The 15,056-nt window shown below is 56.1% G+C and carries 11 protein-coding genes and 2 tRNA genes; 8 read left to right on the top strand and 5 right to left on the bottom strand.

The annotated features are described in order from the left end of the window. Position 1: 1 nt before the first annotated feature. Positions 2-1,471 (top strand): carboxypeptidase M32, encoded by a 1,470-nt coding sequence (locus AC2FH8_RS03220; RefSeq protein WP_496688241.1) that lies wholly within the window; start codon positions 2-4, stop codon positions 1,469-1,471. A 196-nt stretch (positions 1,472-1,667) separates the two neighbouring features. Further along, complete coding sequence (locus AC2FH8_RS03215) at positions 1,668-2,162, top strand: hypothetical protein (RefSeq protein ID WP_271947312.1); 495 nt, start codon at positions 1,668-1,670, stop codon at positions 2,160-2,162. 140 nt (positions 2,163-2,302) lie between these two features. Here AC2FH8_RS03215 and gyrA read toward each other — a convergent pair whose 3' ends face one another. Continuing rightward, positions 2,303-4,999: a DNA gyrase subunit A gene (gene gyrA / locus AC2FH8_RS03210; protein ID WP_496688656.1), complete on the bottom strand. Its 2,697-nt coding sequence runs from the start codon at positions 4,997-4,999 to the stop codon at positions 2,303-2,305. 224 nt (positions 5,000-5,223) lie between these two features. Between gyrA and AC2FH8_RS03205 the strand changes: the two genes are divergently transcribed. Both AC2FH8_RS03205 and AC2FH8_RS03200 read left to right on the top strand, forming a co-directional pair. Beyond that, positions 5,224-5,493: an usg protein gene (locus AC2FH8_RS03205; protein ID WP_142633572.1), complete on the top strand. Its 270-nt coding sequence runs from the start codon at positions 5,224-5,226 to the stop codon at positions 5,491-5,493. 103 nt (positions 5,494-5,596) lie between these two features. Then, a complete protein-coding gene (locus tag AC2FH8_RS03200; RefSeq protein ID WP_221929471.1) occupies positions 5,597-6,292 on the top strand; it encodes a lipid-binding SYLF domain-containing protein in 696 nt (231 codons plus the stop codon). Here AC2FH8_RS03200 and AC2FH8_RS03195 read toward each other — a convergent pair whose 3' ends face one another. Beyond that, on the bottom strand, positions 6,293-7,246 hold the full coding sequence (locus AC2FH8_RS03195; protein WP_496688239.1) for a radical SAM protein: 954 nt from the start codon (positions 7,244-7,246) through the stop codon (positions 6,293-6,295). A 163-nt stretch (positions 7,247-7,409) separates the two neighbouring features. Between AC2FH8_RS03195 and zwf the strand changes: the two genes are divergently transcribed. The 4 genes from zwf to AC2FH8_RS03175 all read left to right on the top strand — a co-directional run bounded on the left by zwf (position 7,410) and on the right by AC2FH8_RS03175 (position 12,915). Then, positions 7,410-8,858, top strand: a complete 1,449-nt coding sequence (zwf, locus tag AC2FH8_RS03190; protein ID WP_271947306.1) for a glucose-6-phosphate dehydrogenase — start codon at positions 7,410-7,412, stop codon at positions 8,856-8,858. After that, entirely contained in the window at positions 8,855-9,526 is a 672-nt protein-coding gene (gene pgl / locus AC2FH8_RS03185; protein ID WP_142633575.1) for a 6-phosphogluconolactonase, read from the top strand. The genes zwf and pgl overlap by 4 nt, the downstream gene beginning before the upstream one ends. A gap of 4 nt (positions 9,527-9,530) precedes the next feature. Beyond that, positions 9,531-11,144 (top strand): glucose-6-phosphate isomerase, encoded by a 1,614-nt coding sequence (gene pgi / locus AC2FH8_RS03180; RefSeq protein ID WP_496688236.1) that lies wholly within the window; start codon positions 9,531-9,533, stop codon positions 11,142-11,144. 151 nt (positions 11,145-11,295) lie between these two features. Further along, on the top strand, positions 11,296-12,915 hold the full coding sequence (locus tag AC2FH8_RS03175) for a long-chain-fatty-acid--CoA ligase (RefSeq protein ID WP_496688234.1): 1,620 nt from the start codon (positions 11,296-11,298) through the stop codon (positions 12,913-12,915). 83 nt (positions 12,916-12,998) lie between these two features. On the opposite strand, the gene AC2FH8_RS03170 is transcribed toward AC2FH8_RS03175, so the two are convergent. From AC2FH8_RS03170 to AC2FH8_RS03160, 3 genes are all read right to left on the bottom strand, one after another. Then, positions 12,999-14,462 (bottom strand): flavin-containing monooxygenase, encoded by a 1,464-nt coding sequence (locus AC2FH8_RS03170; RefSeq protein ID WP_496688232.1) that lies wholly within the window; start codon positions 14,460-14,462, stop codon positions 12,999-13,001. Between the two features lie 317 nt (positions 14,463-14,779). Continuing rightward, positions 14,780-14,854 (bottom strand) — tRNA-Asn (locus AC2FH8_RS03165). A gap of 127 nt (positions 14,855-14,981) precedes the next feature. Further along, positions 14,982-15,056 (bottom strand) — tRNA-Asn (locus AC2FH8_RS03160).

The raw sequence follows: 15,056 nt of genomic DNA, 5'->3' as shown, positions 1-15,056 counted from the left end.
GATGACTGCCTATGATGAACTGATGGCCTTCCAACGTGAAACCTCGGCACTTGGTCAGATTGCCGGGCGTCTGGGATGGGATCAGGAAACAGTGATGCCGCGCGGCGCAGCGCCGCAGCGCGCAGAAGAAATGGCCGCGATCGAATCTGTTTTGCATGCCCGACGGTCTGATCCGCGTGTGGCAGAGTGGCTGGAGCAGGCCGACCCGCAGGACGATGTCGCCCGCGCGCAACTGCGCGAGATACGCCGGTCCTATGAGCGGACCGTGAAAGTGCCCGCCGATTTGGCCAAGACCATCGCACGCGTTACCTCAGCCGCGCAGGGCACATGGGCACAGGCGCGCGCCGATGAGGATGTGGCGGCCTTTTTGCCCGTGTTGGAAGAGGTTGTGGCGCTCAAACGTCAGGAAGGTCAGGCCCTGGCACAGGGCGGTGATGTCTATGACGCCATGGTCGAAGATTACGAGCCCTATACGACCGGCACTCAGATCGCTGCGATCTTTGACCAGATGCGTCCGCGTCTGGTGGCATTGCGAGCAGCCGTACTGGATCAGCCCGGACCGGCCGCCCTGACTGGGACGTTTGACTCAGCGACCCAGATGCGCCTGTCACAGAAGCTGGCCACCGGATTCGGTTACGACCTGAACACTGGCCGGGTCGACAAGGCCGTTCACCCGTTCAGCTCGGGCAGCGGATTGGACGTGCGGATCACCACGCGCACCAGCGAGACCGATCCGTTCAACTGTTTCTATTCAACCATTCACGAGGTCGGCCACGCCGCCTATGAACAGGGCATCGACCCAGCCTACCTTTTGACCCCGCTGGGGCAGGGCGTGTCGATGGGCGTGCATGAAAGCCAGAGCCGGATGTACGAAAACCAACTGGGTCGATCACGCGCCTATACTGGCTGGCTGTTTGGCCAGATGGTCGAGGCTTTTGGCAATTTCGGCGTCGCCGATGCCGATGCGTTCTATGCCACGGTCAACCGGGTCCATAACGGCTATATCCGCACCGAGGCGGATGAGGTGCAGTATAACCTGCACATCATGCTGCGCTTTGATCTTGAGCGTGCGTTGATGAGCGGTGATCTGCAGGTCAGAGACCTTGAGGGTGCATGGAACGACCGGTTCAAGGCGGATTTCGGCTATGCGGTCGATAGGCCGTCGAACGGATGCTTGCAGGATGTCCATTGGTCCGTCGGTCTGTTCGGGTATTTCCCGACCTACTCGCTGGGCAATGTCTATGCCGGATGCCTGAACCAGGCTCTGCGATCCGCGCTGCCCGATCTGGATACTCAACTGGCCAAGGGTGACACGTCGGGCGCCACCGGTTGGCTGCGCGAAAACCTCCAACGCCACGGCGGCCTTTTCGCCCCACGCGAGATCATCCAACGCGCCAGTGGCATGGAACCGGGTCCAGAACCACTGTTGGAGTATCTGGAGCAAAAGTTTGGATCGTTGTACGGGTTGTGATAGTGGGCCTAACTGGGCCTGACCAGACAACGCACTCAATCGTACACCCAATTCGTGATAGGAGACGAAAGCTTGCTCTGAGCCCAAACCTGCCGAGAAAGCGCCAACCTGCTTATAAGTTGACACTTGTCAAGGATCGAGACTTTTAGTTCACCTACTCTGACAATGGATTGTCCACTACTTAGGCGCTTCCGACATGAACGGATTTATCCAAATTGGTATAGCAATCAGTATTATAGTTTGGGCAGTTCCCTCAACTGCCCAGAGGGCGAATCCCCATTTGATCTACGAAGAGAATTGCGCGTCTTGTCACCTGCCGCATGCAGGAGATTTTGTCTCCGAAAAATTGATTGTGTCAGAAAGCGGCATTGTCGGAAAAGCTTCTGGTCGTCCCGTCATTGATTATCTGAAGGCAGGACACGGCGAGTTGTCAGACGAAGAAATCAATGTGCTGATAGAACAGTTTGAGTTCATCCAAGAATCTGGCCGTCTATTCCAAGAAAAATGCATTATTTGCCACGACAACGCCGCCGAATTTGCGCGCCAAAAGTTGATCTTGCGCGATGACATAGTTACGGGCCGGTACACAGACAGAGATGTCGCAGAGTTTTTGTTGCAGCACGGACGGCTTGATGCTTCTGAGGCACAAAAGATGGTTGAGGTCCTTATGCGCCAACTTCAGGTAAAATAAAGAGCATCAAAATACCACGCGATGCAGGTCGGTTCTTAGCCTTAATTCGGGCATTAGGTCTATGCATTGATAGGCAGTTTTGTCCGCACACCAGACACCCAGAAACATCGCCGAGGCCAGAGAGCCTCGGCTTTCATTGCTTACTCTTCCGTCTCGTCCTCATCACCCTGATCTGCGATCCAGGCAACGGATACGACCTCTTCGCCTTTGCCGGTGTTGAACACCTTCACGCCACCTGCTGACCGCGAGCGGAATGAGATGCCTTCGATCGGGACCCGGATCGACTGACCTTTGGACGTGGCCAGCATGATCTGATCTTCGATATCGACGGGGAACGAGGCCACAAGTGCCCCGCCGCGCATCGCCTTATCCATCGCCGCAACACCCATGCCACCGCGCCCGCGGACCGGGTAGTCGTGGCTGGAGCTCAGCTTGCCTGCACCGCCCGTGGTGATCGTCAGGATCATGTTTTCGGCAGCGGACATTTCGGCATAGCGTTCCTGCGTGATGGTGCCGGGGGTTGCTTCATCCTCATCCGTCTCACCGTCATCGGCGATGCCTGCCACTGCGCGGCGCATCTTGAGATAGGCGGCGCGTTCATCCGGATCAGCTTCGAAGTGGCGGATCACCGACATCGAGACGACACGGTCGCCACCGCTCAGCCTTATACCCCGAACACCGGTAGATTCGCGTGAGTTGAACACGCGCACATCAGTGGTGCGGAACCGGATTGCGCGGCCCGAATTGGTGACCAGCATCACATCTTCGTCTTCAGAGCAGATGCGTGCATTCACCAGTTCGATGCCTTCGGGCAATTTCATCGCAATCTTGCCGTTGCGGCGGACATTGGTGAAATCCGACAGTCGGTTCCGGCGCACATCGCCTGCGCTGGTGGCAAAGATGATCTGTAGGTTTTCCCATTCTTCGTCCGGCACATCCACGGGCATGATCGCCGCGATGGAAACCCCGGTCGGAATCGGCAGGATGTTGACAATGGCCTTGCCCTTGCCAGTGCGCCCGGATTGCGGCAGACGCCAGGTTTTGAGCTTGTAGACCATCCCGTCAGTGGTGAAGAACAACAACTGTGTATGCGTGTTCGCCACGAAGAGGTTGGTAACGACGTCCTCTTCCTTGGTCTGCATTCCCGACAGGCCCTTGCCGCCCCGCTTTTGCGCGCGGAAATCGGCCAGCGGAGTACGTTTGATGTAGCCGCCCGACGTGACGGTCACGACCATATCCTCACGCTCGATCAGGTCCTCGTCTTCCATGTCGCCGGACCAATCGACGATCTCGGTGCGACGGGGCACGGCAAACTGTTCACGCACGCTGCGCAGCTCATCCCCGATGATCGACATGATACGCTCTCGCGAGGACAGAATATCCAGGTATTCCTGGATCTTACCCGCCAGTTCTTCCAGTTCGTCCGTAACCTCTTTGACACCGATCTGGGTCAATCGCTGCAGGCGCAGGTCGAGGATCGCGCGGGCCTGAACTTCGGTCAGGTTATAGGTGCCGTCGTCGTTCATCATCGACAGAGGGTCGTCGATCAGGCGCAGATAGCTTTCGATTTCAGCCGCGGGCCAGCGGCGGGTCATCAGCTTTTCACGCGCTTGCGCGGCGTCAGCGGATGACCGGATGGTTGCAACCACCTCATCCACATTCGAAACTGCCACGGCCAAACCGCACAGGATGTGACTGCGTTCGCGGGCCTTGCGCAGGTCGTAAGCCGTACGGCGCGCAACAACGTCTTCGCGGAAATCGATAAAGCTGGTCAGGAAGCGGCGCAGAGTCAGTTGCTCGGGTCGCCCACCATTCAGAGCCAGCATATTGCAGCCAAACGAGGTTTGCATCGGCGAAAACCGGAACAGTTGGTTCAGAACCACTTCGGGCGTGGCATCACGTTTCAGTTCGACCACAACGCGTACGCCGTTACGGTCGGATTCGTCCTGAACGTGGCTGACGCCTTCAATCCTCTTCTCACGCACGGCCTCGGCGATCTTTTCGATCATCGAAGCCTTGTTCACCTGATATGGAATCTCATCAACCACGATGGCATAGCGGTCTTTGCGAATTTCCTCGACGCGGGTCTTGGAGCGGATTATGACGCTGCCGCGCCCTTCCAAATAGGCTTTGAGCGCGCCGGACCGGCCCAGCATTACGCCGCCGGTCGGGAAGTCGGGGCCTGGAACATACTCGATCAGCTGCTCGGAAGTCAGATCGGGATCGTCGATCAGGGCGAGGGTGGCATCGACCACCTCACCAAGATTATGCGGCGGGATATTGGTCGCCATGCCCACGGCAATGCCGCCAGCGCCGTTGACCAGCATGTTCGGGAACCGTGCGGGCAAGACTGTCGGCTCTCTGTCTTTGCCGTCATAGTTGTCCTGAAAATCGACGGTGTCTTTCTCGATATCCGCCAGCAGAGAGGCGGCGGGCTTGTCCATCCGCACTTCGGTATAGCGCATGGCCGCCGGGTTATCGCCGTCCATCGAGCCAAAGTTGCCCTGACCATCCAGCAGCGGCAGCGACATCGAGAAATCCTGAGCCATCCGCACCAACGCGTCATAGATCGCGCTGTCGCCGTGTGGGTGGTATTTACCCATTACGTCGCCGACCGGACGGGCCGATTTGCGATAGGATTTGTCATGGGTGTTTCCGGTCTCGTGCATCGCGTAAAGGATGCGCCGATGTACCGGTTTCAACCCATCGCGCAGATCAGGAATCGCACGGCTAACAATGACCGACATCGCATAGTCCAGATAGGACGTGCGCATTTCGGATTCGATGGAGACCGTCGGGCCACCGTAAACGGGGCGTTCTGGCGGGTTTTCATCCATATTTTCAGGAACTTCTGGCGTATCGCTCACGTAAACTGCCCGTTCTGTATGCAGACTCTATATCTTGTGGATACACCTTATCAGACCCGGCACATAAGGTGCAAGCAAGCAACCATTTTGCAAGTGAGAAACTCCGGTAACATCACGGTAACATATTGTTAACTAAGGATTAGGGTGTTTTCGTGATACAATAGGGGGACCTTGCAATTAATATTGAGGTCGAAATGGAGCGCAGCGAAACGGAATTGATGCTTAAAGGATATGGGCTGACAACGGCGGAATTATTCTACCACATGCCCGACTATATCCATGTTCTGAACACCTTCATCTGGCAGGAATACGATCTGGCGCCGGATCATCCGAAACTGTTCGAGTTCATTGATTTCTGGCAGCGAGAGATCGAAGGCCCCTTACATTCTGTAAAATTCACGCACCGTAAGATGATCGCGCCCGGAGAGTGGCGCAACCAAGTTGGCGAGTTTCGGGTGAATTAGCCACCCTGGCAGATTATTGGCTGTGTAACGAAAGGGCGTGTTCCATTTGATTTTCTTAGGCTAGGGTCGTGTCCAAACCATTGATCAGCTAAGGAAATGCCGCATGCCCAGAATGTTGCTGTTTGTCGCCGCCGTTTTGCTTGGTGGGCCAGTCGCCGCTGAGGGAGTTTTGGACAAGATCAAAAAAGGCGCGGCAAACGCGGCTGACGTTGTCGGGCAAGGGGCCGAAACCGTTGGCGAGACAATCGATAAAGGCGCGAAAGCTGTTGAGGGTACGGTCGACTCGACCACCGAATTGCTAAGCAATGAGGCCACTCCGGAAGAGACGCGCGCCAAGCTGGACACATTGGCCACGCAGATTCTGGATCAGTTGCTGGCCGAAAATCCCGAAGCGCATGCGCTGTACGAGGTCTGTGCCGGCTATGCCGTGTTCGACTCGCGCAAGGTTACGGTGTTTCCAGTCTCGGCTGGGTATGGGCGGGGTGTGGCGGTGTCAAAGGACACCGGCCAGCACACATATATGAACATGGGAACAGGCGGCGTGGGTGGCGCGATCGGCATCGGCGGCTTTGAATCCAAGTTTGTGATCATGTTCGAAACCCCTGCTGATCTGGATAAGTTCATCACCCAGGGCTATGACGCGACGGCCGAAACCCGCGCCATGTACGGCGATGAAAACACGACGGAAACCGTGCGCTTCACCGATGGCCGGTCTTTTTTTGAACTGTCCAAGAAAGGGTGGCGCGTGGCAGCGGGCGCGTCGGGCTCAAAGTTCTGGAAATCGCCGGAACTGAACTGATCACCCCGAACAGCTGGCCCCGCCCAGGACGCAGAATTTGGCGCAATGCGGATGGTTCAGATGCACGTCCGCTTCCGCCTCGGCCAGCGTATGGCCCATCTCGAATTCCGGCTCATAAGGCAGCAGCGTGCAGGCCAGAACAGCCGGTTTTTCAGCGCGTTTGCGTTTGACCACCATCCGGGCGCTGGCACACATCACGGATGCAGGAGATTTGTTCAGGATACCCCAGCAGGCGGTGGTGATTTCCGGCACTTCCACGGTCTCGTCCATTTCCGGGAAAAGGACCGTTCGCGCAGGGTCATGCGCGTCGATGCCAAACCCGTGGTGGTTGAATAACGTAGCATATCCCTGACGGCTTTTTTCATCGTCCTCGCCCCATACGGTTCTGCCGGCAACAGCCATCCGGAATCCGCCATCGCGTAGCCACTTCATACCTTCCACGGTTTTGTCAAAACTGCCTTTGCCACGTTCCTTATCGTGCAGGTCGGCACGATAATGGTCGAGCGATACCCGCAGCGTCAGTTTCCCAGAGTAGTCGCGCTGAAGTTCAGTCAATCCCTCGCGCATCTTCTGGCGCATCATTGGCCGCATGGCGTTGGTCAGGATCAACACCTCATAGCCGCGTTCCAGCGCAGCGCGCGCCATCTCGATCATGTCGGGGTTCATGAACGGCTCACCACCGGTAAAGCCAATCTCACGCACGGGCCAGTTTCTGTCTTCGATCTGGTCCAGATAGTCTCGCACTTCATCCGCCGAGATATAGACCAACGCATCATTGGTCGGGCTGCTTTCGATATAGCAGTTCACACATTCGATGTTGCACAAAGTCCCGGTATTGAACCAGAGCGTCTCGGGGTTGGTCAACGCCACCGAGGCACGAGTCTGGCCATCCGCTGTCACCAATTTGTTTTGAAACTTGCCGATATTGACGATCTGAGGGGCGTTGTCTTTCATTCCGGTTTCCGGTTCTTTTCTGTTGTCACCTTGAATTAGAGGTTTCAGACCGTTTCGCAAAGTGAGACATGGGTGAACTGACAGAGAATTGATGTCGCGGAAATCCGCAAAAATGGTTGCGCTAACATTGGACATTGAGCATAGGGCAAGGTAAGGAAAACACATGGTTTCTCGCGTCATACCTGTAGACCCCTTTGATCTGGTCATTTTTGGCGGAACCGGCGATCTGGCGCAGGGTAAAATCCTGCCCGCTCTGTTTCGCCGGTTTTGTGCTGGCCAGTGGGCTGAAGGCGCGCAAGTAATCGGGGCGGCCAGAACGGATTACGACCGTGACAAGTTCCGCAATTTGGTCCGCAACTCGCTTGAGGCACATGCCGGACGACACAGTCTGGACACTGCTGCGTTGAACGCGTTTTTGCAGCGGGTTGATTATGTGACATTGGATGCTGTTGCGGATCATGGCTGGGCCGAGCTTGCGCGGAAACTTCAGCCGAATCGGGTTCGGGCGTTCTATTTTTCGGTGGGGCCGCGGTTGTTTGGCCCTCTGGCGGAACGGATCGAGGCGTATGATCTGACAACGCCGCAGACGAGGATCGTGGTTGAGAAACCCTTTGGCCATGATCTGGAAAGTGCGCGGGCTTTGAATGCCACGCTGGCCGCGCATTTCAGGGAAAGTCAAATCTATCGAATCGACCACTATCTGGGCAAGGAAACCGTCCAAAACCTGATGGCTGTTCGGTTCGGCAACATGTTGTTCGAACCTCTTTGGAACAGCCAGTATGTCGACCATATCCAGATCACCGTAGCCGAATCCGTCGGAATTAACGGCCGTGAAGAGTATTACGAGCGCGCAGGCGCGATGCGCGACATGATGCAGAACCACCTGATGCAGCTTTTGTGCCTGATCGCCATGGAGCCTCCGGCCAAGTTCGACCCGGATGCGGTGCGTGATGAAAAGCTCAAGGTTATTCGCGCTCTGGACCCGGTAAAGCCGCATCATATCGTGCGGGGGCAGTTTGAGGGCGAAAGTTCAAGTTACCGCAAAGCGGTTGGAAATCCGCGCTCGACCACGGAAAGCTATGTGGCGCTGCGGGCGCATATCAGCAACTGGCGATGGGCGGGAACACCGTTCTACTTGCGCACAGGCAAGCGCCTTGTGGCCCGGTCTTCGGTGATCAACGTGATGTTCAAAGACGCTCCGCACTCGATCTTTGGAGCGGATGCCGGGCGTCATGCGAATGCGCTGTCGATCCGCCTGCAGCCAAATGAGGGTATCACGCTGAAAGTGACGATCAAAGAGCCCGGGCAAGGAGGTATGCGTTTGGTCGACGTGCCCCTGGATATGAGCTTTGCCGAGGCATTGGGCGCCGAGAACCAGGACCCGCCAGACGCCTATGAACGTCTGGTGATGGATGTGATCCGAGGCAATCAGACGCTGTTCATGCGCGGTGATGAGGTCGAGGCCGCCTGGGCCTGGACAGACCCGATCATCGCAGGATGGCAGGCGCGTGGCGACGTGCCGAAACCTTATGAGAGCGGCAGCACTGGGCCGGGCGACGCCGAGCTGCTGATGAAACGGGACGGTCGCCGTTGGCAAGGGATAAACCCATGAAAATTCAGGAATACGCCGACCGGGATATGCTAGCCATCGACGTGGCCAATGCTATCGCCGGAGATCTTGAGGCGGCGCTGCTGCATCACGATCTGGTCTCTTTTGCTGTGCCGGGCGGTACCACACCCGGGCCGGTCTTTGACGGATTGTGCGCCGCTGATTTGGATTGGGATCGGGTCCGAATTCTACCAACGGATGAACGGTGCGTGCCCAGCGACAGCGATCGCGCAAATGCGCGGCTGATCCAAGAGCGTTTGCTGACCAATCGCGCCTCAGTCGCGCAATATGTGCCTCTGTATCTGGATGGCAAAGATCCGGAATCGGTGCTGCCCGAAATTGAGAGCTTGATTGCGCCCGTGCTGCCTCTTTCGGTTCTCATGCTGGGTATGGGCGAAGATATGCACACCGCCTCGCTGTTTCCGGGGATGGACGGGTTGGCCGCCGCATTGGACGGGCATGCGCCACCTTTGGCCGTGGCCCGACCCGAAGTTCAGCCCGAGGCGCGGATTACATTAACGGCTCCGGTCTTGGACGGCGCATTGTCTAAGCATCTGGTGATTTTTGGGGAAACCAAACGCAAGGCGCTGGACCGGGCCATGTCCCTGCATCCCAAAGAGGCGCCGATTGCTGCTGTGTTGGGCGGCATGACGGTCCATTGGGCGGAGTAGAGTTATGAACCTGGATACTCTCAAGGCATTTGCGTCAGATGGCGGTCGTTCCATTTTGGACTTGTTCGAACAAGACGTGGATCGGGCACAGGTTTTCTCGACCTCGACGGGCGATATGCTGTTTGATTATTCAAAGACGCAGATTGACGCAGATATTCGCGCAGCCCTGATCCGCCTATGCGACGAGGCGGGGCTTGCCGACAGGCGCGACGCGATGTTTGCGGGTGCCAAGATCAATGAAACCGAAGAACGCTCGGTTCTGCATTCGGCATTGCGGAATCTGGATGGCGGTCCGGTCGACGTGGATGGTCTGGATGTCATGCCTGGCGTTCTGGAAACGCTGCAAAGGATGCGTGTCTTTGCCGAAGAGGTGCGCGGTGGCGCCGTGGCCGGGGCAGGGGGCAGCTTTACCGATGTGGTGAATATCGGAATTGGTGGGTCTGATCTGGGACCGGTTATGGCCACGCATGCGCTGGCTCCGTATCACGATGGGCCGCGGCTGCACTATGTCTCGAATGTAGACGGGGCACATATTGCCGATGTTCTACGGCAGCTGGATCCGACGCGGACACTTGTGATTGTCGCGTCCAAGACGTTCACGACCATTGAAACCATGACCAATGCCCGCACCGCGCGCGCCTGGATGGTCGATGGCGGCGGGGAGCCGGCCCGACAGTTTGCAGCGGTTTCCAGTGCTTTGGACAAGACTCAGGCCTTTGGCATTCCCGAACAGCGCGTGTTTGGTTTCGCCGATTGGGTCGGCGGGCGTTATTCGGTTTGGGGGCCTGTGGGCCTGCCGGTGATGATTGCCGTAGGCTCGACGGCCTTTGATGCGTTTTTGCGCGGTGGACAGGCAATGGACGTACATTTTTGCGCCGCCGATTGGTCCGAGAATATGCCTGTGATGTTGGCTTTGACCGGTATCTGGCATCGGCAGGTTCTGGGATATGCCAGCCGGGCCGTGCTGCCATACGATCAGCGTCTCCTTCGCTTGCCCGCATATTTTCAGCAGCTCGAGATGGAGTCGAATGGCAAATCCGTTGCCATGGATGGCAGCGCGCTGACCATTCCTTCGGGTCCGGTGGTCTGGGGTGAGCCTGGTACCAATGGTCAGCATGCGTTTTATCAGCTGATCCATCAGGGCACAGACGTTATCCCTTGCGAATTCATGGTCGCTGCCGAGGGACATGAACCCGAGCTGACCCACCATCACCGGCTGCTGCTGGCCAACTGTCTGGCCCAGTCCGAGGCGCTGATGCGCGGCCGATCGCTGGACGAGGCGCGGCAGCGCATGGCCGACAAAGGGTTGACGGGTGAAGAATGCGAACGTCAGGCGCGACATCGGGTGTTTGCTGGCAATCGTCCCTCGACCACGCTGATGTACCCCAAGCTAACGCCTTTTGTTCTGGGTCAGATCATTGCCCTGTATGAGCATCGCGTATTCGTCGAAGGGGTCCTGTTGGGGATCAACTCTTTTGACCAGTGGGGCGTTGAACTGGGCAAGGAACTGGCGACTTCACTGGGGCCAATCGTGGACGGTGCAGAAGGTACCGAGACCAAAGACGGGTCAACCGCCGCCCTTGTTGCCTATGCCATGTTGCACCGGGAAACCGAATAAAAGCCAGCTCTGCCGCCCTGGCATGACGCATTCTTCTATTGTCAGACAATTAAATGCTTGGCAGGATTTCTTTTGACCGCGCCGATTGCAGAAGATGCGTGGCAAACAAGAAGGTGCTGCAAAAAGCGGCCCCGACACAGGGAGAATGTCCATGCTGGGACAAATGATGACGCAACCGTTGCTGATCTCGTCACTGATCGAGCATGCCGATCGCTATCATGGCCAAACCGAGATTTATTCTGTCGAAACTGACGGCAGTTTGACTGAAACAAACTGGTCGCAAGTCGCCGAGAACGCGCGAAAATTGGGTTCTGCACTGTTAGGTCTTGGGCTGGAACCGCACGCTCGGATAGCGACATTGGCATGGAACAACCGCCGCCATCTGGAAATCTACTATGGCACTTCGGGTGCTGGATTCGTTTGCCACACTGTAAACCCCAGGCTGTTTCCAGAGCAGCTGACTTATATCATCAATCATGCGCAGGACCGGGTTCTGTTTTTCGACGCCACATTCATCCCGCTTGTCGCCGCTTTGAAGGACCAACTGACAGAGGTGCAGCATTTCGTGTTAATGGGTCCGCGGAATGATGACGCAATCGCGCAGCTTCCAGGGGTGCAGTTCTATGATGAGCTGATCGAAACCGGTGATTCCGGCTTTCAATGGCCCAGACTGGACGAAAACACAGCCTCAAGCCTTTGTTACACCTCGGGCACAACCGGAAACCCCAAGGGGGTGCTCTATTCCCATCGCTCGACAGTTTTGCACAGTTTTGGATCCAACACGCGTGACGTGATCGGGTTTTCGGCGATGGATGTGGTACTCCCAGTTGTGCCGATGTTCCATGTGAACGCTTGGGGATCGCCGTACGCTTGCGCGATGTCGGGGTCTCGGATGGTATTACCGGGACCGGATTTGCATGGCGAGGCATTGGTCAATTTGATTGACAGCTATGGGGTGACACTGGCCATGGGCGTGCCGACGATCTGGCAGGGTCTGCTGGCCTCTGCCAAGAAGTCGGGCAGTCAACTGTCCAGCCTTGAGCGCACGGTTATTGGTGGGGCCGCATGTCCGCCGTCGATGATCGAGACGTTCCGCGAAACCTATGGTGTCGATACAGTCCACGCCTGGGGGATGAGCGAGATGAGCCCGCTGGGAACCGCGAACCAGCCCTTGGCGAAACATGGAAAACTGCCCAAAGAAGAGCAGTATGGGCTTCGGGAAAGTCAGGGCCGTCCTTGTTATGGGGTCGAATTGAAAATCGTTGATGATCTGGGCAATGAGCTTCCGCGCGACGGTGAAACACAGGGAGACCTGATGGTGCGCGGATACTGGGTATTGGACAGCTATTTCATGATGCAGGATCAGGGTCTGCTGCAAGACGGTTGGTTTGCCACTGGCGACGTGGCGACACTGGACCCGGACGGGTATATGACGATCCGAGATCGCTCAAAGGACATCATCAAATCCGGCGGTGAATGGATCAGTTCGGTCGAGCTCGAAAATATCGCGGTGGCACATCCAAAGCTGGCAGGCGCAGCCGTTGTGGGTGTGCCGCATCCGAAATGGGACGAACGGCCCGTTCTTGTGGCGGTGAAAGCCGAGGGGGCAAACCCAAGCGAAGAAGAATTGCTGGCGTTTTTTGGTGGTAAGATCGCCAAGTGGCAGATCCCGGACAGGGTAGTCTTTGTGGACGCGCTGCCACTGAACGCGACTGGCAAGATCCTGAAACGCAACCTGCGGGAAGACTTCAAAGATGTGCTGAGTACCTAGCGCAAGATCACTGGCCTGGCAGACACAAGCGAGATGGTTTGCCGGGTTTTCTGACTTCGCGGCGAACGTAGATCTATAGCCCCTCAGCCTTCTGAAGTTCCACGCCTGAAATCTGCCAGTTTGGGCTTCCTCGTGCGCCTGAAATACTCGAATGAACTGCCGGGCCAGTTGGTGGTTATCCGCTCGCCATCTTTGTAATAGCTGCGCTCGATCCGCGCCCACTGACTTTTGGCAAGACGCTGTTGCATCTCGTCATCGAAACGCAATGCCGCCTCAGGTTTTACTTCGATCGTGCCGTGATCGGCCGCCTTGATAAGTTGGATGACAAAACCGATTTGCGCTTCGATCATGGCCAGTACCGTCGTGTGGCCAAGGTTTGTGTTTGGTCCGTAAATAATGTGCAGATTAGGGAATTTGGGAACCGAGATGCCAAGATAGGCCCGCGCACCACCTTCATCCCAAACATCGCGCAACAAGATACCATCACGTCCCTTGATATCAATAGCTTGCAGGAAGGGGTTGGATTGGAACCCAGTGCCAAGAATGACCACATCATGGTTGCGTTCGGTACCGTCTGTGGTCTTGATCCCGTCTTTGGTGAAACAGTCGATTCCGTCCGTCACTAACTCAACCTTGTCCTGGTTTAAAGTCTGATAGTAGCTGTCCGAGACCAAAAGGCGACGCGCGCCGGGCGGGTATTTTGGTCGAAGCTCCTCGCGGAGTTTTGGGTCCGATATCGTCTTTTCCAGATGCCGGTTCAGTATGTTCTGCATCAGCATCTCGTGCAGTTTCGATCCTTTCATGACTGGAAAGATCTTGAACTCATTCTCGGCCCAAAGGCGGAAGCGATAAAGTTTTTGAAGGAAAGGCATCGAACGCATCAGCGACTTGAAGCTCTCGCCATAGGTCTTGTTGCCTTTGGGCATGACCCAATTTGCCGTGCGTTGATAAACTGTCAAACTGCGTGCCTGTTTGGCGATCTCTGGGATGAACTGCAGCGCGCTGGCTGCATTTCCAATCACGGCAACTGATTTGTCCTTCAGGTCGATATCATGGCGCCATTCGGCAGAATGGAATATGGTTCCCCCGAAGAGTTTCATCCCCGGTATCCCAATACGGTTGGGAAAGTGCAACTGACCAACCGAGCAAACCACGTGGCGGCAGAGATAGGTTTCATCTCCATTGCCCTTGGTCGTTACAGTCCACATTTCACTTGTCGGATCGAAGCTTGCTGAAGTGACGGCGCAGCCAAGGCGTAAATGCGCGATCACTCCGAATGTTTCCGCACAATCCCGGATGTAATCCAGAATCTCTTTCTGTCCCGACCATTTTCGGCTCCAGTCCGGCGTTTTGCTGAAAGAGTAAGAATACAAATGCGAGGGCACATCGCATTCCGCACCGGGATAGGTGTTATGCTGCCAAGTGCCCCCAAATTCAGTGGCTTTGTCGAGTATTGCGAAGCTGTCGATTCCCGCTTGTCTGAGCTGGTAGCCCATACCAATGCCGCCAAAGCCAGCACCTATGATCAAACAGTTCACCTGCTTCATGATACTTCCTTATGCTCGTATGTCCGTTTCGCGACTTACCAGTGGCGTTTCTGATCTGCCTGGTTTGGCTTTGGGACAAGCGTGACCGGCATAAAATCTTCTTTCAATCTATCTCAAGTTCACCTGAGCCTGCTAATAACTTGGGCCCAGACTAAGTCCTTCAATGCAAATGTAATTGGGAACTTATCCCTCAACTTTGAGTTGAATGGAATGAAAAAATTAGAGGATGAACCTTTGAAACCGTTTATCATCTGCCCTGAGTTATGGCGCACGGCCTGAGGCAGGGTGTTTCTATAGTCGTGAAAATTTTGGAAGATTGGCTCCGGCGGTAGGGATCGAACCTACGACCAATTGATTAACAGTCAACTGCTCTACCGCTGAGCTACGCCGGAACGGTTCGCGCCGTATAGCAACCCGACTCTTCGGCGTCCAGAGGGGGGCGTGAGTTTTTTCGTCGAAAAAACATGCGCACAGCGAAGGCGGGCATCCATGATAATTTGCGGTGTGTTTTGGGGAAATTGGCTCCGGCGGTAGGGATCGAACCTACGACCAATTGATTAACAGTCAACTGCTCTACCGCTGAGCTACGCCGGA

The organism is Ruegeria sp. CDSC025, from assembly GCF_059610805.1.
Note: the sequence above shows the minus strand (reverse complement) of the source record. Positions and strands in the feature narration are given on the sequence as shown.

Coding starts and splice junctions, on each gene's coding strand:
- AC2FH8_RS03220 (WP_496688241.1), top strand. CDS start 2: ATGACTGCCTATGATGAACTGATGGCCTTCCAACGTGAAACCTCGGCA.
- AC2FH8_RS03215 (WP_271947312.1), top strand. CDS start 1,668: ATGAACGGATTTATCCAAATTGGTATAGCAATCAGTATTATAGTTTGG.
- gyrA (WP_496688656.1), bottom strand. CDS start 4,999: ATGGATGAAAACCCGCCAGAACGCCCCGTTTACGGTGGCCCGACGGTC.
- AC2FH8_RS03205 (WP_142633572.1), top strand. CDS start 5,224: ATGGAGCGCAGCGAAACGGAATTGATGCTTAAAGGATATGGGCTGACA.
- AC2FH8_RS03200 (WP_221929471.1), top strand. CDS start 5,597: ATGCCCAGAATGTTGCTGTTTGTCGCCGCCGTTTTGCTTGGTGGGCCA.
- AC2FH8_RS03195 (WP_496688239.1), bottom strand. CDS start 7,246: ATGAAAGACAACGCCCCTCAGATCGTCAATATCGGCAAGTTTCAAAAC.
- zwf (WP_271947306.1), top strand. CDS start 7,410: ATGGTTTCTCGCGTCATACCTGTAGACCCCTTTGATCTGGTCATTTTT.
- pgl (WP_142633575.1), top strand. CDS start 8,855: ATGAAAATTCAGGAATACGCCGACCGGGATATGCTAGCCATCGACGTG.
- pgi (WP_496688236.1), top strand. CDS start 9,531: ATGAACCTGGATACTCTCAAGGCATTTGCGTCAGATGGCGGTCGTTCC.
- AC2FH8_RS03175 (WP_496688234.1), top strand. CDS start 11,296: ATGCTGGGACAAATGATGACGCAACCGTTGCTGATCTCGTCACTGATC.
- AC2FH8_RS03170 (WP_496688232.1), bottom strand. CDS start 14,462: ATGAAGCAGGTGAACTGTTTGATCATAGGTGCTGGCTTTGGCGGCATT.